The sequence below is a fragment of the Agromyces sp. NBRC 114283 genome, from assembly GCF_030268405.1.
GTDB lineage: Bacteria > Actinomycetota > Actinomycetes > Actinomycetales > Microbacteriaceae > Agromyces > Agromyces mediolanus.
On sequence record NZ_BSQP01000001.1, the window covers coordinates 1,177,556 to 1,203,110 of the forward strand.

At 71.0% G+C, this 25,555-nt stretch carries 26 protein-coding genes and 1 pseudogene; 17 read left to right on the plus strand and 10 right to left on the minus strand.

The window, feature by feature from the left end; all coding sequences use genetic code 11:
• The first annotated feature begins 31 nt into the window (after positions 1 to 31).
• The 5 genes from recQ (at position 32) to QSJ60_RS05580 (ending at position 7,445) form a co-directional block, all read left to right on the plus strand.
• Positions 32 to 2,035: a DNA helicase RecQ gene (gene recQ, locus QSJ60_RS05560; RefSeq protein WP_285462923.1), complete on the plus strand. Its 2,004-nt coding sequence runs from the start codon at positions 32 to 34 to the stop codon at positions 2,033 to 2,035.
• Positions 2,036 to 2,111: 76 nt separating this feature from the next.
• The gene (locus tag QSJ60_RS05565; RefSeq protein WP_285462924.1) at positions 2,112 to 3,914 is read left to right on the plus strand and encodes a glycoside hydrolase family 3 protein; all 1,803 of its coding nucleotides are present in this window, start codon (positions 2,112 to 2,114) and stop codon (positions 3,912 to 3,914) included.
• Between the two features lie 83 nt (positions 3,915 to 3,997).
• Positions 3,998 to 4,396 carry a DUF7144 family membrane protein gene (locus QSJ60_RS05570; protein WP_230764019.1) on the plus strand — a complete coding sequence of 133 codons (399 nt, stop codon included), beginning with the start codon at positions 3,998 to 4,000 and terminating at the stop codon, positions 4,394 to 4,396.
• A 194-nt stretch (positions 4,397 to 4,590) separates the two neighbouring features.
• Entirely contained in the window at positions 4,591 to 6,657 is a 2,067-nt protein-coding gene (locus QSJ60_RS05575; protein ID WP_285462925.1) for an acyl-CoA dehydrogenase family protein, read from the plus strand.
• 23 nt (positions 6,658 to 6,680) lie between these two features.
• The gene (locus QSJ60_RS05580) at positions 6,681 to 7,445 is read left to right on the plus strand and encodes an alpha/beta hydrolase (RefSeq protein ID WP_285462926.1); all 765 of its coding nucleotides are present in this window, start codon (positions 6,681 to 6,683) and stop codon (positions 7,443 to 7,445) included.
• Here the strand turns inward: QSJ60_RS05580 and QSJ60_RS05585 are convergent.
• Both QSJ60_RS05585 and QSJ60_RS05590 read right to left on the minus strand, forming a co-directional pair.
• Entirely contained in the window at positions 7,423 to 7,599 is a 177-nt protein-coding gene (locus QSJ60_RS05585; protein ID WP_230764025.1) for an HPP family protein, read from the minus strand. The two genes, QSJ60_RS05580 and QSJ60_RS05585, sit on opposite strands and share 23 nt — an antisense overlap.
• A gap of 25 nt (positions 7,600 to 7,624) precedes the next feature.
• The gene (locus QSJ60_RS05590) at positions 7,625 to 8,635 is read right to left on the minus strand and encodes a malate dehydrogenase (protein WP_285462927.1); all 1,011 of its coding nucleotides are present in this window, start codon (positions 8,633 to 8,635) and stop codon (positions 7,625 to 7,627) included.
• A 126-nt stretch (positions 8,636 to 8,761) separates the two neighbouring features.
• On the opposite strand from QSJ60_RS05590, the pseudogene pip reads away from it, so the two are divergent.
• The 3 genes and pseudogenes from pip to QSJ60_RS05605 all read left to right on the plus strand — a co-directional run.
• A pseudogene (pip, locus tag QSJ60_RS05595) lies at positions 8,762 to 9,712 on the plus strand (prolyl aminopeptidase); the annotation flags it as partial.
• A gap of 189 nt (positions 9,713 to 9,901) precedes the next feature.
• Positions 9,902 to 10,795 (plus strand): KPN_02809 family neutral zinc metallopeptidase, encoded by an 894-nt coding sequence (gene ypfJ, locus QSJ60_RS05600; protein ID WP_285462928.1) that lies wholly within the window; start codon positions 9,902 to 9,904, stop codon positions 10,793 to 10,795.
• A gap of 109 nt (positions 10,796 to 10,904) precedes the next feature.
• Positions 10,905 to 11,108, plus strand: a complete 204-nt coding sequence (locus QSJ60_RS05605; RefSeq protein ID WP_189083580.1) for a hypothetical protein — start codon at positions 10,905 to 10,907, stop codon at positions 11,106 to 11,108.
• A 94-nt stretch (positions 11,109 to 11,202) separates the two neighbouring features.
• Here the strand turns inward: QSJ60_RS05605 and QSJ60_RS05610 are convergent, their stop codons facing one another.
• Positions 11,203 to 11,445 (minus strand): hypothetical protein, encoded by a 243-nt coding sequence (locus QSJ60_RS05610; protein WP_230764031.1) that lies wholly within the window; start codon positions 11,443 to 11,445, stop codon positions 11,203 to 11,205.
• Positions 11,446 to 11,582: 137 nt separating this feature from the next.
• Between QSJ60_RS05610 and QSJ60_RS05615 the strand changes: the two genes are divergently transcribed.
• Positions 11,583 to 14,057 (plus strand): HAD-IC family P-type ATPase, encoded by a 2,475-nt coding sequence (locus QSJ60_RS05615; protein WP_285462929.1) that lies wholly within the window; start codon positions 11,583 to 11,585, stop codon positions 14,055 to 14,057.
• On the opposite strand, the gene QSJ60_RS05620 is transcribed toward QSJ60_RS05615, so the two are convergent.
• Positions 14,041 to 15,480, minus strand: a complete 1,440-nt coding sequence (locus tag QSJ60_RS05620) for an MFS transporter (RefSeq protein WP_285462930.1) — start codon at positions 15,478 to 15,480, stop codon at positions 14,041 to 14,043. The two genes, QSJ60_RS05615 and QSJ60_RS05620, sit on opposite strands and share 17 nt — an antisense overlap.
• Positions 15,481 to 15,616: 136 nt before the next feature.
• Here QSJ60_RS05620 and QSJ60_RS05625 point away from each other — a divergent pair, with 136 nt between their 5' ends.
• From QSJ60_RS05625 to QSJ60_RS05640, 4 genes are all read left to right on the plus strand, one after another.
• Entirely contained in the window at positions 15,617 to 16,288 is a 672-nt protein-coding gene (locus tag QSJ60_RS05625) for a DUF2510 domain-containing protein (protein WP_285462931.1), read from the plus strand.
• Positions 16,289 to 16,298: 10 nt separating this feature from the next.
• The gene (locus QSJ60_RS05630; RefSeq protein ID WP_285462932.1) at positions 16,299 to 16,685 is read left to right on the plus strand and encodes a hypothetical protein; all 387 of its coding nucleotides are present in this window, start codon (positions 16,299 to 16,301) and stop codon (positions 16,683 to 16,685) included.
• 214 nt (positions 16,686 to 16,899) lie between these two features.
• Complete coding sequence (locus tag QSJ60_RS05635) at positions 16,900 to 18,312, plus strand: APC family permease (protein WP_285462933.1); 1,413 nt, start codon at positions 16,900 to 16,902, stop codon at positions 18,310 to 18,312.
• Between the two features lie 50 nt (positions 18,313 to 18,362).
• A complete protein-coding gene (locus QSJ60_RS05640; protein ID WP_285462934.1) occupies positions 18,363 to 20,159 on the plus strand; it encodes an amidohydrolase in 1,797 nt (598 codons plus the stop codon).
• 20 nt (positions 20,160 to 20,179) lie between these two features.
• Here the strand turns inward: QSJ60_RS05640 and QSJ60_RS05645 are convergent, their stop codons facing one another.
• The 4 genes from QSJ60_RS05645 to QSJ60_RS05660 are packed head-to-tail and all read right to left on the minus strand — an operon-like array spanning position 20,180 to position 22,111.
• Positions 20,180 to 20,773, minus strand: coding sequence for a TetR/AcrR family transcriptional regulator (locus QSJ60_RS05645; RefSeq protein WP_285462935.1), 594 nt, complete (start codon positions 20,771 to 20,773; stop codon positions 20,180 to 20,182).
• Complete coding sequence (locus QSJ60_RS05650; protein ID WP_285462936.1) at positions 20,763 to 21,407, minus strand: TetR/AcrR family transcriptional regulator; 645 nt, start codon at positions 21,405 to 21,407, stop codon at positions 20,763 to 20,765. Before QSJ60_RS05650 ends, QSJ60_RS05645 begins: the two co-directional genes overlap by 11 nt.
• A gap of 57 nt (positions 21,408 to 21,464) precedes the next feature.
• On the minus strand, positions 21,465 to 21,836 hold the full coding sequence (locus QSJ60_RS05655) for a hypothetical protein (RefSeq protein WP_285462937.1): 372 nt from the start codon (positions 21,834 to 21,836) through the stop codon (positions 21,465 to 21,467).
• Positions 21,833 to 22,111, minus strand: a complete 279-nt coding sequence (locus QSJ60_RS05660) for a hypothetical protein (RefSeq protein ID WP_285462938.1) — start codon at positions 22,109 to 22,111, stop codon at positions 21,833 to 21,835. Before QSJ60_RS05660 ends, QSJ60_RS05655 begins: the two co-directional genes overlap by 4 nt.
• Before the next feature lie 109 nt (positions 22,112 to 22,220).
• Between QSJ60_RS05660 and QSJ60_RS05665 the strand changes: the two genes are divergently transcribed.
• Together QSJ60_RS05665 and QSJ60_RS05670 are read left to right on the plus strand one after the other, a co-directional pair.
• Positions 22,221 to 22,799: a hypothetical protein gene (locus tag QSJ60_RS05665; protein ID WP_285462939.1), complete on the plus strand. Its 579-nt coding sequence runs from the start codon at positions 22,221 to 22,223 to the stop codon at positions 22,797 to 22,799.
• 258 nt (positions 22,800 to 23,057) lie between these two features.
• A complete protein-coding gene (locus QSJ60_RS05670) occupies positions 23,058 to 24,266 on the plus strand; it encodes a site-specific integrase (RefSeq protein ID WP_285462940.1) in 1,209 nt (402 codons plus the stop codon).
• Here QSJ60_RS05670 and QSJ60_RS19070 read toward each other — a convergent pair.
• Both QSJ60_RS19070 and QSJ60_RS05675 read right to left on the minus strand, forming a co-directional pair.
• On the minus strand, positions 24,232 to 24,471 hold the full coding sequence (locus QSJ60_RS19070; protein WP_352230682.1) for a helix-turn-helix domain-containing protein: 240 nt from the start codon (positions 24,469 to 24,471) through the stop codon (positions 24,232 to 24,234). The two genes, QSJ60_RS05670 and QSJ60_RS19070, sit on opposite strands and share 35 nt — an antisense overlap.
• Positions 24,472 to 24,716: 245 nt before the next feature.
• The gene (locus tag QSJ60_RS05675; protein ID WP_285462941.1) at positions 24,717 to 24,974 is read right to left on the minus strand and encodes a hypothetical protein; all 258 of its coding nucleotides are present in this window, start codon (positions 24,972 to 24,974) and stop codon (positions 24,717 to 24,719) included.
• Between the two features lie 155 nt (positions 24,975 to 25,129).
• On the opposite strand from QSJ60_RS05675, the gene QSJ60_RS05680 reads away from it, so the two are divergent.
• Complete coding sequence (locus QSJ60_RS05680; RefSeq protein WP_285462942.1) at positions 25,130 to 25,261, plus strand: helix-turn-helix domain-containing protein; 132 nt, start codon at positions 25,130 to 25,132, stop codon at positions 25,259 to 25,261.
• On the plus strand, positions 25,258 to 25,452 hold the full coding sequence (locus tag QSJ60_RS05685) for a hypothetical protein (protein ID WP_285462943.1): 195 nt from the start codon (positions 25,258 to 25,260) through the stop codon (positions 25,450 to 25,452). The genes QSJ60_RS05680 and QSJ60_RS05685 overlap by 4 nt, the downstream gene beginning before the upstream one ends.
• Positions 25,453 to 25,555 lie beyond the last annotated feature (103 nt).

Consider the following 25,555-nt stretch of genomic DNA (forward strand, 5'->3'; position numbering starts at 1 on the left):
GGCGTCGGCGGCCGCCGGTAGACTCGGGGCGATGACTCAGCACGGCGCGCCCGACGGGATCGAGGAGGTCCCCTGGGACCCCGACGAGTTCCTCCCGCCCGACGATGAGTGGGCCCCGCCGCCCCCGGCCGACGCCCCGCCGTCGACGCAGCACCCCAGCCGGCCCCAGAGCCCCGGCCAACCCCAGAGCGGCCGTGCCGCGCCCGCGAAGTTCGACTCGGCGCTCGACGCGCTCCGCACCGTGTTCGGCTACGACGACTTCCGCGGCGACCAGGCCGCGATCATCGAGCAGCTCGCCGGCGGCGGCGACGCCGTGGTGCTCATGCCCACCGGCGGCGGCAAGAGCCTCTGCTACCAGATCCCGGCGCTCCTGCGCGAGGGCACCGGCATCGTCGTCTCCCCGCTGATCGCGCTCATGCACGACCAGGTCGACGCGCTCCAGCGCAACGGCGTCCGGGCCGCGTACCTCAACTCGAGCCAGGCGCCGGCCGAGCGCGCCGAGGTCGAGCGCGCCTACCTCGCGGGCGAGCTCGACCTGCTCTACATCGCCCCCGAGCGGCTGAACAGCGAGGGCGCCAAGCGCTTTCTCGCGCGCGGCAGCATCTCGCTCTTCGCGATCGACGAGGCGCACTGCGTCGCCCAGTGGGGGCACGACTTCCGGCCCGACTACCTCGCCCTCGCCGAACTCGCCGAGCGCTGGCCCGAGGTGCCGCGCATCGCGCTCACCGCCACCGCGACCGAGGCGACGCACCGCGAGATCACCGAGCGGCTCTCGCTCGGCGACGCGAAGCACTTCGTCGCGAGCTTCGACCGGCCGAACATCCAGTACCGCATCGCCCCGAAGCTCGAGCTGCGCAAGCAGCTGCTCGACTTCGTCCGCACCGAGGGCGTCGACGCCGACGGCCGCCCGGTCGCGGGCATCGTCTACGCGCTGAGCCGGGCGAGCACCGAGAAGATCGCCGCCTTCCTCGCGGCGAACGGCGTCGACGCGATGCCGTACCACGCGGGCCTCGACCCCGAGCTGCGCCGCCGCACGCAGGACCGCTTCCTCCGTGAGGACGGCGTCGTCGTGGTCGCGACGATCGCCTTCGGCATGGGCATCGACAAGCCCGACGTGCGCTTCGTCGCGCACGTCGACCTGCCGAAGTCCGTCGAGGGCTACTACCAGGAGACCGGCCGCGCCGGCCGCGACGGGCTGCCGTCCACGACCTGGCTCGCCTACGGCCTGCAAGACGTGGTGCAGCAGCGCCGCATGATCGACGAGAGCCCGGGCGACCTCGCCCACCGGCGCCGGCTCGCCTCGCACCTCGACGCGATGCTCGCGCTCTGCGAGACGGTGCAGTGCCGCCGCCAGAACCTGCTCGCCTACTTCGGCGAGCAGAGCGAGCCGTGCCGCAACTGCGACACCTGCCTCGAGCCGCCCGCCTCGTGGGACGGCACGGTCGTCGCCCAGAAGTTCCTGTCCACCGTGGTCCGCCTGCAGCGCGAGCGCGGTCAGCGCTACGGCGCCGGGCACCTCATCGACATCCTGCGCGGCAAGCGCACTCCGCGGGTCGAGCAGTACGGCCACGACTCGCTCGCGACCTGGGGCATCGGGCAGGAGCTCAGCGAGCAGCAGTGGCGCGGCGTGGTGCGCCAGCTCCTCGCGCAGGGGCTCGCGCAGACCGTCGGCGAGTACGGTGTGATCGGCCTGAGCGAGGCGTCCGCCGAGGTGCTCGCGGGTGCGCGTCAGGTGCACTTCCGCACCGAGCCCGAGCGCCCCGGCCGCAGTCGCGGCGAACGCCGGGCGGCCCCGGCCGCGGCCGATCTCGAGCCGGCGCAGGCCGAGCTCTTCGAGGCGCTCCGCGCCTGGCGGGCCGGAGTGGCGCGCGAGCAGGGCGTGCCCGCGTACATCGTCTTCGGCGACGCGACGCTCCGTGCGGTCGCCGTCGCGCGGCCCGGCAGCCTGGCCGAGCTCGACGGCATCACGGGTATCGGCGCCAAGAAGCGCGAGGCGTACGGAGAGGGGCTGATCCAGGTCGTCCGAGCGGCCTGACGAGGCGAGACTCGAAAACCTAGCGCCATTCGGTTTATGCTGGCTGCACCGAGCCCGAGCATGAAGGAGTGCAGGCATGACCGACCAGCAGCAGACGACTCTCGACACCCGCTACCGCGACGCGAGCCTCCCGGTCGCCGAACGGGTCGAGATCCTCCTCGCGCAGATGACGCTCGAGGAGAAGGCCGGGCTCTTCTTTCAGACGATGATCGGCATCGGCGAGGGCGGCACGCTCTCCGAGGGTGATGCGACGTTCGGCCTGCCCGCCACCACGGACTACGTGCTCGACCGCCACATGACCCACTTCAACGTGCTCCAGGCACCCGCCGACGCGGGCCAGATCGCCGAGTGGCACAACCGCCTCCAGGAGCTCGCCGCCTCGACGCGGCTCGGCATCCCGGTCACCATCTCGACCGACCCCCGCCACTCGTACACCGACAACCCGCTCGCCGGCCTCCTCGCGGGCGCCTTCTCGGTCTGGCCCGAGACGATGGGCCTCGCGGCGATCGGCGACGAGGAGCTCGTCGAACGCTTCGCCGACATCGCCCGCCAGGAGTACACGGCCGTCGGCATCCGCGTCGCCCTGCACCCGCAGATCGACCTCGCCACCGAGCCGCGCTGGTCGCGCGCCCTGCAGACCTTCGGCGAGGACGTCGAGCTCGCGAGCCGCCTCGGCGCCGCGTACATCCGCGGCTTCCAGGGCGAGACGCTCGGTCCCGACTCGGTCGCGACGATGACGAAGCACTTCCCGGGCGGCGGCCCGCAGCTCGGCGGCGAGGACCCGCACTTCGCGCACGGCCGCGAGCAGGTCTACCCGGGCGGCCAGTTCGAGCTGCACCTCAAGCCCTTCGAGGCGGCCTTCGAGGCGGGCACGAGCCAGATCATGCCGTACTACGGCATGCCCGTCGGCACCGAGTACGAGGAGGTCGGCTTCGGCTTCAACAAGTCGGTCATCACCGGCCTGCTCCGCGAGCGCTACGGCTTCGACGGCATCGTCTGCACCGACTGGGGCCTCATCAGCGACTCCGAGATCATGGGCGCGCCGTTCCCGGCGCGCGCCTGGGGCGTGGAGCACCTCGCGCCGCGCGAGCGGATGAAGAAGGTCATCGACGCCGGCTGCGACCAGTTCGGCGGCGAGGCGGTGCCCGAGCTCCTCGTCGCGCTCGTGCGCGACGGCGAGCTCAGCGAGGAACGGCTGGATGTCTCGGCCCGCCGCCTGCTGCGGGAGAAGTTCGTGCTCGGCCTGTTCGATCGGCCGTTCGTCGACGTCGACCGCGCCCGCGAGCTCGTCGGCCGCGCGGACTTCGTCGCGGCGGGCCAGGCGGCCCAGCGTGCGGCGATCGCGCTGCTCGTGAACCGCGAGCGCGAGCTCGGCGGGGCGCCGGCCGCCCCCGTGCTGCCGTTCGCGCGCGGGCTGAAGCTCTACGTCGAGGGCATCGACGCCGAGATCGCGGGGGAGTACGGCACGGTCGTGGCGAGCCCCGCCGAGGCCGACGTCGCGGTGCTCCGCCTGCAGGCGCCCTACGAGGAGCGCCCCACCTTCTTCGAGAACTTCTTCCACTCCGGCTCGCTCGACTTTCCCGCCGACGTCGTCGCGCACGTCCGCGAGGTCGCGGCGGCGGTACCGACGGTGGTCGACGTCTTCCTCGACCGGCCGGCCATCCTCACCCCCTTCGTCGACGAGCTCGCGGCGCTCACCGGCAACTGGGGCGCGAGCCCGCGCGCCGTGCTCGACGTGCTGACGGGGGCCGCCGAGCCGAAGGGTCGGCTACCGTTCGACCTGCCGTCGAGCATGGCGGCGGTCGAGGCGAACCGGCCGGACGTGCCCTTCGACACGGCCGACCCGCTGTTCCGTCACGGCCACGGGCTCGACTACTGAATCAGGGTCTCGCCTGCTGACCGGTCTCGTCGCTACGATCGGGCCAGGCGCCGCATCGGGCGGCGGGATCCGGGGGGATCGACATGGGACAGGTCAAACGGCCCGGCGGGGTCACGCTCGTCGCGGTGCTGACGTGGATCTCGGGCTTGCTCGACATCATCGGCGGAACGCTGCTGCTCTTCCAGACGAGCGTGGCCTCGACGGCCGAGGCATTCGGCGGCGCGAGCGGCCTCATCGCCTCGGCGATCGTGTCGATCCTCATCGGCGCCATCGTGATCGTCGTCGCGAACGGGCTGCTCCGCGGCAGCCCGGTCTCGCGCATGGTGATCACCGTGATCGAGGTGCTCTCGATCATCGCGTCGATCTTCTTCGCGATCGCCTATCCGGCGGGCGCCATCGGCGAGTACTTCTCGGCGGCGATCGCCGTGATCGTCATCGCGCTGCTCTGGACCGGGCGGGCGAACGCCTTCTTCCGCGGCTGACGCGCCGGCCGACGACTCCCGGCGCTTGTCGAACATCCAACGGGCGCGGATGCCTCGTTTGTAGACATTGCACAGCAGTCGACGACGCTCGGCCGGGCCCGCTTGTCGCCGGTCGACCGAGCGTTTCGGGTGCCGCGGGGCCGGTCGTAGCGTGAGGGGACACCCACGAAGCGAAGTCGGAGGCGAGACCGAAGATGGTTGACACTGCAGCGCGCACCGAGGCGAAGCCCGCCACCCCCGCCGCCCGTTCCGGCGCGGCGCCGAAGGTCGACGTCGCCGCCCTCGGCCGGCAGCTGCTCGGCACCTGGGCCGACATCCGCCTCGCCTCCCGCGAGCGCGCGGCGATGCCGGAGCTGCAGCGCATCGAGGGCCAGACGATGGCCGAGCACCGCGAGCGCGTGCTGGGCCAGCTGAAGCTGCTCGTCGAGCAGGGCGCCGTGCACCGGGCCTTCCCGAAGGCGCTCGGCGGCGAGGACGACCACGGCGGCAACATCGCCGCCTTCGAGGAGCTCGTCATCGCCGACCCGAGCCTCCAGATCAAGTCGGGCGTGCAGTGGGGCCTCTTCGGCGCCGCCGTGCTGCACCTCGGCACGAAGCCGCACCACGAGAAGTTCCTGCCGGCGATCATGTCGCTCGAGGTGCCCGGCGCCTTCGCGATGACCGAGATCGGCCACGGCTCCGACGTCGCCGCGATCGCGACGACCGCCACCTACGACCCCGAGACCGAGGAGTTCGTCATCCACACGCCGTTCCGTGCGGCGTGGAAGGAGTACCTCGGCAACGCGGGCCTGCACGGCAAGCACGCGACCGTGTTCGCGCAGCTCATCACGAACGGCGTGAACCACGGCGTGCACTGCTTCTACGTGCCGATCCGCGACGACGAGGGCAACTTCCTGCCCGGCGTCGGCGGTGAGGACGACGGGCTGAAGGGCGGCCTGAACGGCATCGACAACGGCCGCCTGCACTTCACGAACGTGCGGATCCCGCGCGAGAACCTGCTGAACCGCTACGGTGACGTGGCCGCCGACGGCAGCTACTCCTCGCCCATCCAGAGCCCGGGCCGTCGCTTCTTCACGATGCTCGGCACCCTCGTGCAGGGCCGGGTCTCGCTCGACGGCGCCGCGACCGTCGCGAGCGCGATGGGCCTCACCATCGCGATCACCTACGGTAACCAGCGCCGCCAGTTCACCGCCTCGAGCGATACCGAGGAAGAGGTGCTGCTCGACTACCAGCGCCACCAGCGCCGGCTGCTGCCGCGGCTCGCGACGACGTACGCGCAGTACTTCGCGCACGACGAGTTCCTCGTGAAGTTCGACGCCGTGTTCAGCGGCGCCGCCGACAGCGACGACGACCGCCAGGACCTCGAGACCATCGCGGCCGCACTGAAGCCGCTGTCGACCTGGCACGCCCTCGACACCCTGCAGGAGGCGCGCGAGGCGTGCGGCGGCGCCGGCTTCATCGCCGAGAACCGCATCACGGGCCTCCGCCACGACCTCGACATCTACGTCACCTTCGAGGGCGACAACAACGTGCTGCTGCAGCTCGTCGCGAAGCGCCTGCTCACCGACTTCTCGAAGCAGTTTAAGAACGCCGACGCCGGTGCCATGGCCCGCTACGTCGTCTCGCAGACAGCCGAGCGGGCCTACCACGGCACGGGCCTGCGCCGCCTCGGCCAGACCATCGCGGACTTCGGCTCGACCGCGCGCTCGGTCAGCGAGCTCCGCGACGAGGCATCCCAGCGCGAGCTCCTCACCGACCGCGTGGAGACAATGATCGCCGAGATCGCCGGCCGCCTGCGCGACGCGCGCAAGCTGCCGAAGGCCGACGCGGCCGCCGCGTTCAACCGCAACCAGAACGAGCTCATCGAGGCGGCGCGCGCCCACGGCGAGCTGCTGCAGTGGGAGGCGTTCACCCGGGCGCTCGCCCGCGTCGAGGACGAGGGCACGAAGCAGGTGCTCACGTGGGTGCGCGACCTGTTCGGCCTCGGGCTCCTCGAGAAGCACCTCGCCTGGTACCTGATGAACGGCCGGCTCTCGCCGCAGCGCGCGCAGGCCGTCGGCGCCTACATCGACCGGCTCGTCGAGCGCCTGCGCCCGCACGCGCAGGACCTCGTCGACGCCTTCGGCTTCCGCCCCGAGCACCTCCGCGCGACGATCGCGACGGGCATCGAGCAGGAGCGGCAGGACGAGGCGCGCGCCTGGTTCGAGGAGCAGCGCCGCGCCGGCACCCTGCCCGTGCCGGAGAAGTCCGCCAAGAAGTAGCGCGCGAGACGTAGGCTTCGGGCATGCGCCGACTCGTCCGGATCCTCGTCTCGATCGTCGGCGTCCTCGCCCTGCTCGGCGTGCAGTTCCTCGCCTATGCGCACACGGTCATGCAGGGCGAGCGCCCCGCGGCGCTCGCGGCGTGGCAGGACGACGCTGTCACGATCACCTCCGCCGAGGCGGGCATCGTGATCGAGCCGGTCGAGCCGGGCATCGGGTCCGCGAGCGGGCAGGGCCTCGTCTTCATCCCGGGCGCGAAGGTCGACCCCTACGCGTACCTGTTCAAGCTCTCCGGCGTCGTCGAGGAGACCGGGCTCACGGTCGTCATCACGAAGCCGACGCTGAACCTCGCCTTCTTCGACACCCGGCCGCTCGCCACCTTCACGGCGCTCGCGCCCGACGTCGACGCCTGGTGGGTGGGCGGGCACTCGCTCGGCGGCGTGCGCGCCTGCCAGCTCGCGGGCGACGCGGATGCCTCGGGCGACGCCGAGGTGCTCGGCGTCATGCTGTTCGGCTCCTACTGCGCCAACGACCTCTCGGGCTCGGAGCTCGCGGCGCTCAGCGTCTCGGGCTCGAACGACGGTCTCTCGACGCCGGCCAAGATCGAGGGCGCGAGCGGGCTGCTGCCGACCGGCGCCGAGTTCGTCGAGCTCGAGGGCGTCAACCACGCCGACTTCGGCGACTACGGCGTGCAGCCGGGCGACGGCGAGTCGACCGTCGACGATGCGGAGGTGCGGCGCGAGATCGCCGCGGCGGTGGCGGCGTTCAGTCGTTCGGCGGGCGCATGATCGCGCCGGTGGCGAGGCCCACGAGGAGTCCAGCGGGCAGCCACAGCCAGAAGCCGGTCCAGAGGCTCACCCCGACGCCGACGAGCGCCCCCACGATGATGCCGACGATGAGCTGCTTGCGGCGGGCGGGGGAGAGCGGAGCGCGATCGGCCATGCTGCCAGCCTAGGCGGCGCGGGCGTCAGATCAGGCCGAGCGAGCGCACCTGCTCGCGCTCGTCCACGAGTTCGGCGACGGAGGCGTCGATGCGGTGCCGGGCGAACTCGTCGATCGCGAGGCCCTGCACGATGCGCCAGGCCCCGTCGACCGACTCCACCGGGAAGGAGGAGACGAGCCCCTCCGGCACCCCGTAGGAGCCGTCGGACACGACCGCCGCGCTCGTCCAGCCGTCGGGGGTGCCCTGCACCCAGTCGCGGACGTGGTCGATCGTGGCCGCCGCGGCCGAGGCGACCGAGGAGGAGCCGCGCACCTCGATGATCTCCGCGCCGCGCTTGGCGACCCGGGGGATGAACTCGCCCGCGAGCCACTCCCGGTACCCCTCGTGCCCGAGCCGGGCGGAGAGCAGCGCGGGGATCGCGTCGCCGGCCGCCGTGGCGTGCGCGAGGTCGGGGAACTGCGAGGCCGAGTGGTTGCCCCAGATGGTGACGCCGCGGATCTCGGCGACCGGGGTGTCGGTCGCGACCGCGAGCTGGCCGAGCGCGCGGTTGTGGTCGAGGCGGGTGAGCGCGGTGAAGCGCTCGGCCGGCACATCGGGCGCGTGCGCCGAGGCGATGAGCGCGTTCGTGTTGGCCGGGTTGCCGACCACGACGACGCGGATGTCGTCCGCCGCCGCCGCGTTGATCGCCGCCCCCTGCGGTCCGAAGATGCCGCCGTTGGCCTGCAGCAGCTCGGCGCGCTCCATCCCCGCCGTGCGCGGCCGGGCGCCGACGAGCAGGCCGATGTTCGCGCCGGAGAACGCGGCGTGCGCGTCGTCGGTGACCTCGACGCCGGCGAGCAGCGGGAACGCCGAGTCCTGCAGCTCGAGCGCGGCGCCCTCGGCCGCCCGGAGCCCCTGGGGGATCTCGAGCAGGTGCAAGCGCACCGGCGTCTCTGGCCCGAGCAGGGCGCCCGAGGCGATGCGGAACAGGAGGGCGTATCCGATCTGGCCGCCGGCCCCGGTGAGGGTGACGGTGACCGGCTTCTTCGCTGCCATGCCTCGAGCCTACGCCCGCCGCGCGGCTGGCATCCTGAGCAACGCTCGCCGTCGGGCGGGTTCAATCGGTCAGACCAATCGGCGCGGCGCGCGCGCGAGGCATCCCGACGCGGATACCGTGGCCCCATGCGTGAGTTGTACCCGGAGATCGAACCGCTCGAGACCGGCATGCTCGATGTCGGCGACGGTCATCACATCTACTGGGAGGTCTCGGGGAACCGGGCCGGCAAGCCCGTGGTGTTCCTGCACGGCGGGCCGGGCGGCGCCACCAAGCCGGCGCACCGGCGCCTCTTCGACCCCGAGAAGTACCGCATCGTGCTCTTCGACCAGCGCGGCTGCGGGCTGTCCATCCCGCACGCCTCCGAGCCCGGCGCGAGCCTCGCGACGAACACCACCTGGCACCTCATCGCCGACATCGAGCGGCTGCGCGCGCACCTCGGCATCGACCGCTGGCAGGTCTTCGGCGGCTCCTGGGGGAGCGCGCTCGGCCTCGCCTACGCCGAGACCCACCCCGAGCGGGTGACCGAGCTCGTGCTGCGCGGCATCTTCACGCTCCGCCGCGCGGAGCTCGACTGGTTCTACGAGGGCGGTGCGGCGGCGCTGCTGCCCGACCGCTGGCGCGAGTTCGTCGAGCCCGTGCCGTACGGCGAGCGCTCGCACCTCATCGAGGCCTACGGCCGGCTGCTCAGCGACCCCGACCCCGCCGTGCACCAGCCGGCCGCGATCGCCTGGGCGCGCTGGGAGGCCGCCGCGATCACCCTGCTCCCGCAGCCCGAGAACCTCGAGGCCTACGGCTCGCCCGAATTCGCGACGGCCTTCGCCCGTATCGAGAACCACTACTTCCGGCACGGCGGCTGGTGGGAGGAGGGCCAGCTCATCCGCGACGCGGTGCGCCTGCGGGACATCCCCGCCGTGATCGTGCAGGGCCGCTACGACCTCTGCACGCCGATGATGACCGCGTGGGACCTGCACGTCGCGTGGCCCGAGGCGGAGCTGCGGATCATCGACGACGCCGGCCACGCCTTCGACGAGCCCGGCATCCTCGACGCGCTCATCGAGGCGACCGACCGCTTCGCGGCCGACGTCGAGTCGGAGGAGCCGGTCGACGACGACGCGGATGAGGCCGACACCGTGGATGACGCCGCAGACGACGACACCGCAGACAACGACACGACCGACGACGACGCAGACGACGCCGACGACAGCAGCGAGCTCGACGACCCGGACATCGAGACGGGACGCCCCGAGGCGGAGTAGCGTCGCAGCATGACCTTCGACCCGAACGCCGACATCAGCGGCGGCAAGGCCTCCAAGCGGGGCCGGACCACCGGCATCGCGGTCGCCGGCGGCGGCGGCGTGCTCATCGTCCTCTTCCTCGTCTCGCAGCTGCTCGGCGTCGACCTCACGGGCCTCGCGGGCGGCGCGGGCGGAGCCGGGCAGCAGCAGGAGGTCGTCGAGGACTCGAGCCTCGACACCTGCCTGACCGGGCAGGACGCGAACGAGCGGGTCGAGTGCCGGATGAAGGGCGCCTCGGCCTCGCTCGAGACGTACTGGGAGGCGGAGGCGCCCGAGATCGGCGTCGCCTACCGCGCCCCGAACGATCTCGTGATGTTCGACCAGGCGGTCTCGACGGCGTGCGGCCAGGCGTCCTCGGCGACGGGGCCGTTCTACTGCCCGCCCGACGAGACGATCTACCTCGACGTCACCTTCTACGACGAGCTGCGCACCCGCTTCGGCGCGCAGGGCGGCCCGCTCGCCGAGATGTACGTCATCGCGCACGAGTGGGGCCACCACGTGCAGAACATCGCCGGCGTGCTCGAGTCGACCCGCGACGGCCAGACCGGGCCGAGCTCGAACGCGGTGCGCGTCGAGCTGCAGGCGGACTGCTTCGCCGGCGCCTGGGCGGCCGCGGCCTCGAGCACGAAGGACGACGACGGGGTCGCGTTCCTGAAGCCGATCACGCCCGCCGAGTACCGCTCCGCCCTCGATGCGGCGGCCGCGGTCGGCGACGACCACATCCAGCAGTCGATGCAGGGCCAGGTCACGCCGCACACCTTCACCCACGGCACGAGCGAGCAGCGCATCCGCTGGTTCGAGACGGGCTTCGACGGCGGCGCGGGCGCCTGCAACACCTTCGACGTCGCGGGCGGCTCGCTCTAGTCCCGGGGGGTCGCCGTGGATTTCGTGCGACCCGCGTCATGATCCGCCCCGGCCCGCGTCTCTTCCATGACGGCCGACAGGTCGTCAGCGTGAGCGATTGGGATGGGACATGCGACGACGCACGCCACCGGTGCAGCACCGGGAGTTCTTCCGGGCCGTGAATTCCGAGGAGGTCATCGCCTGCCTGTGCACCTGCACGCGGGCGGCCGACCACTGGTACGGGGCGCCGATCGGCGCCCCGGCGCTGACCGCCGAGGAACTCCTCGGCACGGTCGATCGCGAGCCGGTCGGCGAGGCCGCGGCGCGCGCCTGAGCGTCGGGCGGCGGGACGGGACGGTGTCCCGGCCGCGCCGTCCCGCCACCCGGGCATATTGTTACACAATCTGTGGAAGGCGGCGAGCCCCGGCTCAGCCGCCCGAGGGCGCGTCCCCGACCGCGGTGACCACGGCGTCGACGTCGTGCTCGGTGGCGGGCAGGCCCGCCTGCTCGAGGCGCTCGGCCACCATCCGCCGCACGTCGTCGACGTTGCCGAGCAGCGCGTCGCCCCGCACCTGCTCGATCACGCCCTCGAGCTTCCGGCCGCGGTCGGCGTCGTCGTGACCCTCCTGGATCGGTTCGGACTGGGTGTGCTGCTCGTCTCGTGCGTCCATGGCCCGATGATCGCACCGCGGCCGGGCGCGCCCCAGGGCCTTGACACGCGCCGCGCACCCCTCGCGCCGGGCGGCGGCGCTGTGCCAGACTCGACCCCGTCGGCCGGGGCCCCACGGCCGGGGGAACGGGGGATGCGGTGGACGACGCGACGCGACTCGGGGCCACGCAGCTCGGAGCCACGCAGCTCGAAGCGACCGACCCCGTCCGCGGCCTGAGCCGGGCCGAGGCCGCGCGCCGCGCCGCGGCGGGGCTCGCGAACATCGCGACGGATGCCTCGAGCCGGAGCCTGTGGAGCATCCTCCGCGCGAACGTCTTCACCCTCTTCAACGGCATCGTCGTCGGCGGCTTCGCCCTGCTCTTCGCGCTCGGCCGCTGGCAGGACGCCCTGTTCGGCTTCGCCGCGATCGCGAACGCCGCGATCGGCGTCACCCAGGAATACCGCGCCAAGCGGGCGCTCGACCGCCTCGCCCTCCTGCACGCCCCGAAGGCGCGGGTCGTCCGCGACGGCGAGGAGCAGGAGCTCGCCGTGCGCGAGGTCGTGCTCGGCGACCTCCTCGTGCTCCGCGCGGGCGACCAGGTCACCGCCGACGGCGTCGTGCTCGACGGGCTCCGCCTCGAGGCCGACGAGTCGCTCCTCACGGGCGAGTCCGACCCGGTCGACAAACTGCCGGGCGACCGGGTGCTCTCGGGCTCGATCATCGTCGCCGGCCAGGGCTCGGCCGAGGTCACGGCGGTCGGCGACCGGGCGTTCGCGGCGACGCTGACCGCCGAGGCGAAGCGGTTCTCCCTCGTCGCCTCCGAGCTGCGCAGCTCCGTCGACCGCATCCTGAAGTGGATCACCTGGGCGATCTTCCCGATCATGATCGTCGTCGTGAACGCGAACATGCAGGCCGCGGGCGGCTGGCAGCACGCGATCGAGAGCGGGGCGTGGCGGGATGCCGCGACGGCCTCGGTCGCGGCGGTGATCGCGATGATCCCGCTCGGCCTCGTGCTCATGACGAGCATCGCCTTCGCGGTGGGCGCCGTGAAGCTCGGCTCGCACAAGGTGCTCGTGCAGGAGCTGCCCGCGGTCGAGGGCCTCGCCCGCGTCGATCTCATCTGCCTCGACAAGACCGGCACGATCACGACGGGCGACGTGCGCTTCGACGGGGTGCACGAGCTCGGCGAAGCCCGGCCCGCTCACTGGGAGCGCGTGCTCGCCTGGCACGGCGCGGAGCCCGAGGCGAACGCGACGGCCCGCTGCCTGGCCGAGCGCTTCCCCGACGACGAGGGGCTCGCCCCCGCGGAGCGCATCGAGTTCTCCTCCGGACGCAAGTGGAGCGCGGTGTCCTTCGCCGACGGCGCCGCCGGCACCTGGGTGTTCGGCGCCCCGGAGTTCGTCCTGGCCGACGGCGCCGGGCCCGAGCACGGTGCGGCCCTGGCGCAGGGGCGCGAGCTCGCCGCGAGCGGTCGGCGCACGCTGCTGCTCGCGCACGCGCCCGAGCCGCTCGACGCCGGCCTCGTCGAGCAGGCCGCGCTGCCGGGCGGGCTCGTGCCGGTCGCCCTGCTCACCTTCCGCGAGGTGGTGCGCGACGACGCGGCATCCACGCTCCGCTACTTCGGGCAGGAGGGGGTCGAGGTCCGCGTGATCTCCGGCGACAGTCCGCTCACCGTCGCCGCCGTCGCCCGCGAGGTCGGCCTCGACGCGGGCGAGGGCTTCGACGCCCGCGAGCTGCCGGACGACCCGGCCGAGCTCGGCCGGGTGCTCGACGAGCACCGCGTCTTCGGCCGGGTCACCCCGGTGCAGAAGCGGGCGATGGTGCACGCGCTGAAGGAGCGCGGCCACACCGTCGCGATGACCGGCGACGGCGTGAACGACGCGCTCGCGATCAAGGACGCCGACATGGGCATCGCGATGGAGTCGGGCTCGGCCGCGACGAAGGCGGTCGCCCGCATCGTGCTCCTCGACAACCGCTTCTCCCACCTGCCGGGCGTCGTCGCCGAGGGACGGCGGGTCATCGCGAACATCGAGCGGGTGTCGATGCTCTTCCTCTCGAAGACTGCGTACGCGATCACGATGTCGGTGCTGTTCGGCATCCTGCTCTGGGCGTTCCCGCTGCTGCCGCGCCAGCTCTCCGTGACCGACGGCCTCACCATCGGCATCCCCGCCTTCCTGCTCGCGCTGCTGCCGAACTCCCGGCGCTACGTGCCCGGCTTCCTGCGCCGCTCGCTGTCGTTCGCGATCCCGGCGGGGCTCGTGGTCGCGGCGGCGATCACCGCGGTCTCCGGGATCGCCCGCGCGACGGGGGACGCCGAGGACGCCGTGCGCACGGCGTCGATGGTGACGCTCGCGCTCATCGGGCTGTGGATCCTCGGCGTCCTGTCGCGCCCGTTCACCTGGATCAAGGCGGGCGTGGTGCTCGCGATGGTGGTCGGGCTCGCGCTCGTGCTCGTGGTGCCGATCGCGCAGCAGTTCCTCGAGCTCGCCATGCCGGGGCGCGAGACGCTCACCGCGATGGCCTGGGCGGTGCCAGTCGCCTGGGTGCTGATCGAGGGGATCGGCTTCTGGCACCGCCGCCGGTTCGGCGCGGCCTCCGAGCTCGAGGTGAAGCGGGTCAGGCGCCGGGGCTGAGCTCCGCCGCCTCCGGCTGCTCCGCTCCGGCAGGGCCGCCGCCCCCTCCGCGCAGGAACAGCACCGCCGCGAGGAAGCCGACCGCCGCGACGATCGCGGCCCCGAGGAACGCCGCCGCGTAGCCCGAGGTCAGCCCCGCGGCATCCGTCCCGCTCGTCGCCGCGGCGCCGACCGCGGTGAGGATCGCGAGGCCGACCGCCGAGCCGATCTGGTAGCTCGTGTTCACGAGGCCGGAGGCGACGCCCGCCTCCTCCGGGCGCGCGGCGCTGATCGCGGTGCCGAGCGACGGCACGAAGGCGAGCGCCATGCCGAACGCCGCGACGAGCGAGGCCGGCAGCACGTCGACCGCGTACGCGCCGTCCGGGCGCACGAGGGCGAGCCAGCCGAGCCCGACGGCGAGCAGCACGAAGCCCCACACGATGAGCGGCTTCGCCCCGAACCGCGCCTGCAGCCGCGGCGCGAGCGCCACCATGACGACGACGATGAGCGCGGTCATCGGCAGGAGCGCGGCACCCGAGGCGAACGCGCCGGCGCCGAGCACCTGCTGCAGGTACAGGTTCAGGAAGAACCACATCGGCACCCACGCGGCGCCGAGGAGGAGCTGCGCGAGGTTCGCGCCGCCGAGCTGCGGGGCGCGGAAGATGCCGAGGCGGAGCAGCGGCGTGCGCCGGCGGGCCTGGATGACGAAGAAGAGGGCGAGGAGCACGGCGCCGACGATGAGGCCGATGATGGTCTCGGGCCCGCCCCAGCCGGCCTCGGGCGCGCGGACGACGGCGTACACGATCGCCGCGAGGCCGAGCGTCGCGGTGATCGCCCCGCCGAGGTCGACCGAGCCGCGTCCGCCGGGCACGGCGGGCAGCGCCGCGGGCGTGAGCGCGATGACGAGGACGGCGATCGGCACCGTGACGTAGAAGACCCAGGGCCAGCTCGCGTACTCGGTGAGCACGCCGCCGAGGAAGACGCCCGCGGTGCCGCCGATGGGGGCGGCCGCGCCGTAGACGGCGAAGGCACGGGGGAGCTCCGGGGTGCCGCCGAAGAGCGCCATCAGCAGCGAGAGCGCGGCCGGGGCGATCAGCGCGGCGCCCGCGCCCTGCACGGCACGGCCGACGATCTCGGTCACCGCGTCGGGGGCGGCGCCGGCGAGGATCGAGCCGATCGCGAGGATGACCCAGCCCGCGATGAAGACGCGGCGGGCGCCGAGCACGTCGGCGAGGCGTCCGCCGAGGAGGAGCAGGCCACCGAAGGCGACGACGTAGGCGTTGAACACCCACGACAGCGACTCGGGGGAGAAGCCGAGGGCGGCCTGCATGTCGGGCAGGGCGACGCCGATGATCGAGGTGTCCATGATGACGACGAACTGGGCCGCGGCGATGAGCGCGAGGCCGAGGCCGCGGCGCCCGCCGGATCTGCTGCTGGGTGACATCGTTCTGCTCCGTTTCGGATGAGGCTCGGGGCATCCGGTTGTTAATACCCCTAGGGGGTATAGATATAGTGGAGCGTGGCTGCGGCGTCAAGTCGCGTGACGTCGTTAGCATGGCGGGAGAGAGACGGGAGCCTCGATGACGGACGCGCACGGCCAGCAGATCGCCCCTGGGTGGTACCCCGACCCCGCCGGAAGCGGCGGACAGCGATGGTGGGACGGGATCGGCTGGACCGAGCACGTCGCGCCGGCGGCGGCCCCGGCGGCTCCAGCAGCCCCCGTCGCGGCGGCCGGCCCCGCGCCGTACCAGCCGTACGGCACGCCCGTCCACCGCGTCCCGGACGGCACGCCCACCGGCACCGTCTGGATCTGGCTCGTCGTGCTCCTGCCGCTCGTGCCGCTCGTGGCGCTCTTCTTCTGGGACGTGCGCGGCTATCTCGAGGCCTCGATGGCGAACCCCTACGGGGGGACGACCGCGATCTTCCTCGACCCGGGGTACCTCGCCCTGATGGTGCTCGGCTGGGTCACCTACGGCCTGTCGGTCTGGTTCTCGTACCTCGACTACGCCGCCCTCGGCAAGCTCGGCTACGCGCGCCGATTCCACTGGGCGTGGACCTTCCTCTCCGCCCTCGTCTACGTCATCGGGCGGTCCGTGTTCGTGCGCCGCGAGGCCGGCGGCCGCGGCATGGCCCCGCTCTGGGTCGTCATCGCCGTGAACGTGACGAGCTTCGTCGTCGTGATGATCTGGACGGTCTGGCTCATCACGCAGGTCATCGACTTCGCGCGCTCCGTCCCCATGACCGGCTACTGAGATGCGCCGGATGGCACGGGTCGACGGGGCGGCGGTCGGGCGGTGGAGCCTCCGCCTGGACGCCGTCTACTGCGCCCTCCTCGGCGCTGCCGTGGCGCTCTTCGCGGGCCCCATCGCGGAGTCGCTCCGCCTCCCGATCCCGCTCGTCGCGGCGATCGGCGTCGCCGTCGTGGTCTGGGCCGGCCTCGTCGCGTGGATGCTCGTGCGGCTCCCGCTGCGCCGCGCCCTGCGCTTCGTGATGCTCGCGAATGTGGGCGCCGCGCTCGCCGTGGGGGCCGTCTCGCTCGCCGCCGCGACCGTGTTCGTCGTGCTCGCGGTGCTCGCGGTCGCCGTCGACGTCGCCCTTTTCGCAGTCAGTCAGGCGGTCGCGCTGCGGGGGCTCCCCGCGGCCGGGTAGCCCGCCGCTCGTTCAGCGGTTCACGACGCCCCCGCATCCGATCGGATGCGGGGGCGTTCGCATGCCCGCGCAGATCCGCTCGTAACGGTTTGAAAACGTCACTAGGAAATTATGTTGTGCGTTTCAATAACTCCCCCTAGGCTCGCAGACGTTCACGCCGCCGGCCCCGCCGCGGCACCCGCGACGGGGCGACGGATGCCTCGGTGACACAAGGATGTGCGCAGTGACAGCACCGACCCTCAAGCGCTCGCTCGGCATGTGGGCCATCGTCGGACTCGGCCTCGGCTACATGGCCCCCGTGACGGTGTTCGACACCTTCGGCATCGTGAGCGAGGAGACGGACGGCGTGGTGCCCTTGGCCTACCTCGTCGGCCTCGTGGTGCTGCTGTTCACCGCCGTCAGCTACGGCGCGATGGTGCGCGCGTTCCCCGCCGCCGGCTCCGCGTACACCTACACGCGCGAGGCGATCCATCCGGCGCTCGGCTTCCTCGTCGGCTGGGCCTCGCTGCTCGACTACCTGCTGCTTCCCGTCGTGAACGCGGTGATCATCCGGCTCTACATGGAGCAGTTCTTCCCCGAGGTGCCCGGGGCGGTCTGGGTGGTCGGCGTCGCGGCCCTCCTCATCGGCCTGAACGTCGTGAGCGTGAAGGCGACGTCGCGGGTGAATGGCGTGCTGCTCATCGCCGCGCTCGCCGGCATCGCGGCGTTCCTCGTGCTCGCGGGCCTGCAGATCTCGAAGGGCATGGGCACCGGCACGCTGTTCTCGCTGCAGCCCATCTGGCACGACGGGGTGCAGCTGTCGGCCGTGCTGGCCGGCACCACGATCGTGGCCTTCTCCTTCATCGGCTTCGACGCGGTCACCATGTACGCCGAGGAGGCGAAGCACCCGAACGCGGTGCCGCGGGCCGTCATGCTGACCGTGCTGATCGGCGGGGCGATCTTCTTCGCCGGCGCCTGGTTCGCCCAGTCCGCTTTCCCGACGCTCGACGCCTTCGAGTACACCGACGACACGCTGCCCGAGCTCGCGCTCTTCGTCGGCGGCCAGGTCTTCCAGCTCCTCTTCGTGGCCGTCGCCTTCGCCGCGGCCGTCGCCTCGGGGCTGTCCTCGCATGCCAGCGTCTCGCGGCTGCTCTACGTGATGGGCCGCAACGGCGTGCTCGCCCCGAAGCGCTGGTTCGGCTCGGTGAGCCCGCGCTTCCGCACGCCGGTGTTCACGACCGTGCTCGCGGGCCTCGTGGTGCTGCTCGCGATCACGCCCACGCTCGACCTCATCTCCTCGGTCATCAACTTCGGCGCGCTCATCGCCTTCACCTTCGTGAACCTCGCCGTCATCGCCCACTACGCGATCCGCCTGGGCCGCCGGCGCACGCCCGCCGACGTCGTCCGCTTCATCGTGCTGCCGCTCCTCGGCGCGGCCGGCACGGGTCTGCTCTGGGTGCACCTGAGCGCGGACGCCATGGTGCTCGGCGCCATCTGGACCGGCGTCGGTCTCGTCATCCTCTTCGCCCTCACCCGCGGCTTCCGCCGCCCCGTCGCCGAGCTCGGCATCGACGAGGCCGACAGCACCGACGGGCCGGATGCCGACGAGGCATCCGAACCCGAGGTGCCGACCGTGCCGACGCGCTAGCCGTCCGAACGCGTCCGACCCCGCAAATCCACCCCCAGAAAGGAACGCGAATGCGCAACCCCACCCGCACCAGGCGTCTCGTGGCGATCGGCACCGCGGCCGTCGTCACCGGACTCCTCGCCGCGTGCACCCCGGCCTCCGACGCGGACGCCGCAGACACCGTGCTGACGAACGGCTTCGTCTGGACCGTCGACGCCGAGAACAGCGTGCAGCAGGCCGTCGCCATCACCGACGGCGAGATCGTCTACGTCGGCGACGACGCCGGCGCGAAGCAGCTCATCGGCGAGCGCACCGAGGTGATCGACCTCGACGGCAAGATGGTCATGCCGGGCATGCAGGACGCCCACGTGCACACCTTCCTCGGCGGCGACAAGCTCGCGGCCTGCAACCTGAACTTCGAGTCGCTCACGATCCCGGAGTTCCAGGACAAGATCCAGGGATGCCTCGACGAGGAGGGCGACACCGACAAGCCCCTCATCGTCGAGACCTGGTACCGCCAGGCGATGCAGCCGCAGGGCGTCACGGTCGACAAGAGCGTGCTCGACGCGCTCGACACCGACCGCGCCGTGCTCGTCTACACGACCGACGGGCACTCGGTGCTGCTGAACTCCGCGGCGCTCGAGGCCGCGGGCATCACCTCGGAGCACTCGGGCCCGCCGCACATCGAGGTGGACGCGAACGGGGTCCCGAACGGCATCCTCGAGGAGGGCGCGGCGTTCATGGCGCGCGGCAAGATCGTGCCGCCGCGCACGCTCGACGAGAGCGTCGCCTCGGCGTCGGCCGCGATGTCGGCGCTGTCCGCCGTCGGCGTCACCGCGTACATGGACCAGCTCTCGGGCGAGGACGTCGCCTCGGCGATGACCGAGCTGCGCGAGCGCGGCGAGCTCACGACGCGCGTGTTCCTCGCGCCGAACATCTCGCCGGAGCTCGGCAAGACCGACCCGCGCGCCGCGGTCGACGAGGTGCTCGCCTACCGCGAGCAGTGGTCGACGGATGCCTCGGCCCAGGAGCCGGGCATCGCGGTGAACAACGTCGCCGAGTTCGGTCTCGACGGCGTGCTGCAGGCGCCCGCGCTGACCGCGTCGTTCCTCGAGCCGTACTACGTGAACGTCGGCACCGAGGAGGCGCCCGACTGGCAACCCGGCACCGACGCAGGACCCGAGCCGACGTACACGGCCGAGCAGATGGGCGCGATCGTCGCGCTGCTCCTCGACGAGGACATCACCCCGGAGCCGCACGCGATCGGCGACCGCGCGGTGCGCACCGCCCTCGACGCCTTCGAGATCGCTCGCGCCCAGTCCGACTCGGACACGCCGCTCGCCATCGCGCACGCGGAGTCGGTGCATCCCGACGACCTCGCGCGCTTCGCCGAGCTCGACGTGCTGCCCGCTATGGGCCTGCAGTGGGCGAAGCCCGCGTTCGATTCGATCGACGCCGCGCAGGACACCCTCGGCCCGGAGCGCTTCGCCCGCACCGAACCGATCGGCAGCCTCGCCGACGCAGGGGCGCAGGTCGCGAACGGCAGCGACTGGCCGGTCGACCCGCTGAACCCCTTCGCCTCGCTGCAGATCTCGATGACGCGCGAGAACCCCGAGGGCGGTGACCGTTTCCCCGGCAAGCTCGGCGAGGACCGCGGGCTGACCATCGAGGAGGCGATCCGCGCGATGACGATCAACCCGGCCCGCATCATGCACGGCGACGCCACGAGCGGATCGATCGAGGTCGGCAAGTACGCGGACCTCATCGTGCTCGACCGCAACCTCACCGAGATCCCGGTCGACGAGATCGTCGACACGAAGGTCGAGCTCACCCTGCTCGGCGGCAAGGCCGTCTACGGGAAGCTCTGAGCCGCCTGATCACACCCTGATCACGCCCGCCGGATCGTCGACAGCACCACGTCGAGGGTCCGGCGGGCGTCGTCCGGCGAGATCAGGCCCGCGAGCCAGCGCTGGCTGAGCCCCTCGACCAGTGCGGTGAGGAGCTCGGCCACGGCCTGCGGCGGCGCGGCCGTCACGATCGAGCCGTCGGCGAGGCCGCGCAGGATGCCGATGGTGACCTGCTCGTTCCACCGCTCGGTCGCCCGCCGCACCGCCTCGGCGAGCTCGGGGTCCTCGATGGGCAGCGCGGTTACCTCGTTCCAGATGAGGTTGAGGTCGCGCACCTCAGGGGAGTCGTCGAACTCGGCGTGCAGCGCGCCGCGCAGCGCCTCGTAGCCGCTCGCCTCGCGGTCGAGGTGCAGCAGGTTCACCGAGGGCGCCCGCTCCGCGGCGTACTGGAAGACGCCGCGCACGAGCGCCTGCCGGTTCGGGAAGTGGTAGTAGGTCAGCTGCGGGGTGACGCCGGCGAGCGCCGTGATGTCCTTGACCACGAAGGCGTCGAGCCCGCGCTCGCCGATCACCTGCGCCGCAGCGGCGAGGATGCGGTCCCGTTTGGAGGCGGGCTTCTGCGTCTCAGTCGGCATCCGACGCCCCGCCTGCGAGGACCGCGCTCGTGGCCAGGCCGAGCAGCTCGAGCCCGCGCTCGGCCGGCAACAGTGAGGAGCGAACGCGCTGCTGCAGGCCATCGACGAGGGCGGTGAGGGCCGTCGCCGCCTCGGCCGCAGCCTCGAGGTGCGTCTCGGCGAGCCCCGGCACGGCCGCGGTGACGAGGCGGGTCATGCCGCCGTTCCAGCCGGTGAGCGTCTGGGCCAGGGCCGGGCGGATGGCCGGGTCGAACGCCGCCGCCCGCATCGCCTCGGCGTACACGCGGTCCTGCCTGGCGGCCTCCGCGTCGACGCCGATGTGCTGGCTCAGCGCCGCGCGCAGCCGCTCGGCCGGTGGCAGCTCCGTCGAGGGGCGACGGTACGCGTAGTTGGCGAGGGCCTCCGCGAGCGCCGCCCGGATCAGATCCTGCCGGTTCTCGAAGTGGTAGTAGAGGAGGCCGAGCGACACGTCGGCGGACTCCGCGACCGCCTCGACGGTGACGCCGCGCACCCCGTGTTCGCTCAGCAGTTCGGTCGCCGCCCCGAGGATCGCGGCACGCGTCGACGCGGCCTTCGAGGGCTTCGGCGCCTGCGGCGTCTGCGGTGACGCCGGGGGCTGCTGGGCTGCGGGCACGAGTCCGATTCTACGGGCGTGGTGCGGACGGCGGATGCCGGGAGGGCCCCCGCTCGCTCAGGCGAACAGCAGCGACACGAGGACCGGAACCACAATCGCGGCGACGGGCGCTGCGGCGAACATGACGATGGTCGCGACGAGCGCGAACCGGGCGTCCGAGCGGCCGAGGCCACCGAGCCGGCCGGCGCCGGCGAGCCCCTTCACGGCGAACACGATCGTGGTGATGGTGAGCGCCAGATACGGGAGGAACCCGATCCACACGACGATCAGCCCGATCGTCTGGAAAGTCGGCGACGGGACGAACGTGAGAGCGATCGGCACGAGCCAGAACACGGCTCCGACCGCGATCGTCCACGGCACGAGCCTTCTCGCGGTCGCCGCGGCACGGTTGGACGGCGGGGCCCAGGCGGCCTGCAGAGTCGCGGTCACGCTCGACCCGACCGTTCGAGCTTGCGGGTGCGGGCACTGCCCAGCGCCCAGCCGGCGGCGAAGGCGCCCAGGCCCACCGCGACCACGAGCAGCACGATGCCCCAGATGCGCGCGGGCGGCACCGGCGACAATCCGCCGACGAAGCCGAAGTCGCGGCTGGGCTGATAGGCGAACCATCCGAACGAGGCGCTCGAAGCCGGGAGCAGAATGAGCACGACCCCGACTATGGCAAGGACTCCGGCGCCGACGCCCATCGCTATGAGTCCGATCTTCATCGCTGCTCCTTCACGCGTGGCGGATCCTGGACAGCGTAGCGGGGCTTGCTTGCGACGCGAGGTCAACGACCGAGCCGCAAAACGTCTGCCTGGCGCGGCGTCTGCGGCGATGCACGAGCGGCAGATCGATCGAATTGGGCCAGTACTCGACGTGGAAGCCCGGTCCGAGTTCGAGCTGGAGTCGCTCGGTGAGCGACTGACCTATGGCGACGAACTCCTCGACTGCTCGTTCGCTCACGAACCCGCCGTTCCGACGCGCCGATGCAACCGCAGCGGGCGCGGCCGACGCTATCGTCGAACGGAGCACTGCGGGACGGGGGAGTGCCGGAGCGGACGGAATGCGATGAGCAGCGCGGAGTTGGAGGTGCGGTTTCGCGCGGCGATGAGTGCCGTGGCCGAAGCGGTGCTCAACCGGGGAGAGCGGCGCACCTATGACGTCGTCATGGACGGTGTCGGTCAGTTCATCGATGAGTACTTTGACTGTGTGCACGGCGGGGCCGCGTACCGCCTGTGGATGGAGATAGGCGATCTCGCGGACGACCCGAAGGGGCCGCTGTCCGAGGAACGAACGGACGAGATCGGCCGGATGGTGGCATCGGAGTGGCTGGCGATCGATCTGGCCTCGCCGTTCGCGGTCGACGCGTACTTCGCGCGCTGGGAATCGCCGGAGCCGTGGATCGTCGGGTGATGAGCCACGGCTCGTCTCAGCCATGATCTCGGCCGAAACAAGAAAACCCCCGCTCTCGCGGGGTTTCGCTGTGGCTCCGACCGGCATCGATCCGGTGACCTTTCGATTTTCAGTCTGATTCACCAATCGCCTGGTCCCTTGATTTTCCGGCGATCTGACCATCTGGACGAGTACGGGCGAACATGAAACAATGCACACACGTGCACGGAAGTGCACGGCCCCGGGTGAACTTGGGGTGGAGTTGGGTGAAGGAGTTCCATGCTTGAGATTGATCAGCGAATGCGGAAGCAGCTCCCCCTTGGGGTCGCCGCTTGGGTGAACAAGGAAGGCTACTTCATCGGCCGCATCGAGTTGCCCACGACGGCAGCCGGCGCTCGTCGTCGTCGAGAGTTTCGATCCAAGGATTGGGGGAAGTTCCTTGGCAAGGCCAAGTCGCTCTACTCTCAGTTCCGCGATTCAGGCGACCTCGCAACCTCCAGCCCGACCGTTCGCGATTGGATGACTGCATGGCTTGATGACATCGCGGCCAAGCGAGTCAGGCCCAAGACTCTCGCCGGATACCGGTCAGTAGTCAACAAGCAGATCATCGAGGCGATCGGCAACGTTCGCTTGGAGAAGCTAACCCCGGCGCACGTGCGCCGGGTTCATGATCACATCACGGGCAACGGTGGCTCATCTACCTATGCTCTGAACGCCCACAGGATCCTCTCTAAGGCGCTCGAAGATGCCATCCGAGAGGGGAAGCTCTACCGAAACCCCGCAACCATGCTGGACGCGCCGCGGAAGGCCCGGCGTCGCCTTGAAGCGTTCACTGTGGACGAGGCTGTGGCGATCGTGAAGCGCTGCGCGCCCGCCTTTGAAAATGAGCCGTACGATCCGGAGCCCGCCCGCTGGGCAACGTACCTTCTGACGGGCGCGCGTCGGGGTGAGATCCTTGGACTCGAATGGGATCGGGTCGGAGACGAGCTCGACCTATCGTGGCAGCTTCAGCGGATCAGAGACGTTGCGAATGCTCCCGCCGACTTTGAGTATCGCGAGATCGGGAACGGCCTGTATTGGACTCGGCCGAAGTCGCTTGCTGGGTGGAGGATGATTCCCCTGGTGGACCCGCTCGCGTACATCTTGAACGAACACCGGAAGCGGTCGTCACCGAACCCGTGGGGGCTCGTTTTTGCGAATAAGGGAAAGCCCATCGACCCTGACACCGAGACAAAGCGGTGGCCGACTGCGCGGGAGGCGATGGGGGTTGAAAAGGGGGTGCGTTTGCATGATCTCCGCCACACGACCGTGGACCTGCTTTATGAGGCCGGCGTGGCAGAGGACATCATCATGGAAATCGTCGGCCACTCTGTGCGGACGGTCACGAGGGGCTATAAGTCTCGCGGGAACCAGGTGCGGAGGGTCGAGGCGATGCGGCAGTTGTCTCAGTACTTCAGCGGCGTCGCGCCGAGTCCGCTTCATGAATGACAGCTGTGACCTTGAGGCCAAGCGCTGAGCAGATGGCGTCTAGCTGATCGATTGAGAACACCGATTTTCCGGTGAACACGTTGGAGATGTGCGGCTGGGAGACGCCGGATTTTCGGGATAGCTCTGCTTGCGAGACGTAAGTCTCCTCGGCGTAATTCCGGACGACCGTCGCCACTAACGTGGCGAGTCGCTGGGGTTCCGGCACGAGCCAGACGCTACAGCTGAGGGGTGGCCCCCGTTGTGGTAGCTAGCGGTTCTATTACGAATCGCATAGAGTCCGCCAGAACTTCGGCCACCCTACCAGTGTCGGAGGGCTTGTTTATGGTTCCAGCCATAGGGGTAGTGGCGGGAGCACTCGGGAAAATTGGGGTTGAAATGACTGTTATTGAGCGGTTCACGCTGGGGCAGATTCGAGCGGCGGGAATCGCGCAAGGGGACCCGGGGCTGCTGCTAGGCGTCATCGAGGGTCGCGACGATGCGACCTACTTCGCGTGCCGCTTCCTCGCGACTGAGTCCGAGGATTGTGTGAAGTGTCCGGAACGCGCCGAATGTCATGGTGCGTTCCCCGTCAAGGTAGTAGTTCACGGTACGGAGCGTGATCTTTAGTCCCTGAGCGTTCGCGCGACGCGTGAGCTCTGCCTTGGACATTCCACTCTTCTCGAGTGCGTTTGCAAGAACGATGCTCGCGGCACGGTCGTCGTTGGTCATTTGAAGGGCGCTCACACATCTTGTGTAGTACATACGTGCACGGTTCCGCTAGTTGAACGTTGCGGTTCAGGGATAACCCTTGGCGGAAGTTCGGGGCACACACAATTTCTAATCAGTGCTTGACAGTGCATGTACGTGCACGTTATCGTGTCCGTATGAACACGATGACGGCGAAGGAGCTGGCGGAGAAGCTGGCCAATCCTTACAAGTTCTCTGTCGGGGAACTCGCGGCCATCGCTCGAGCGTTCTCGGTTCAGCCGGCGGACCTCATTGGGGTGATGGCGTGAGCAGGATCGCGTATGACCTTGCAGGCGCGGCGGAGCAGGCTTCGCTGTCGGTTCGTTCGATCAAGGAAGCCATCGACAGCGATGGTCTTGAGGTTCACTACGCAGGCAAGAAGCGGACGAAGCCTCTGATTCATCATGACGACCTGTCGGAGTACATCAAGAAGCTCCCGACGATTCGAGGAACCACCTGAGCGCCTGACGCTCCGCTGATCTTCCCCGCCTGCTGGGTGGGGCCGGTGCTTAGCGCACCCAAAAACGACATAGCAACCCGGACGGCGAACCAGTCGTCAATGC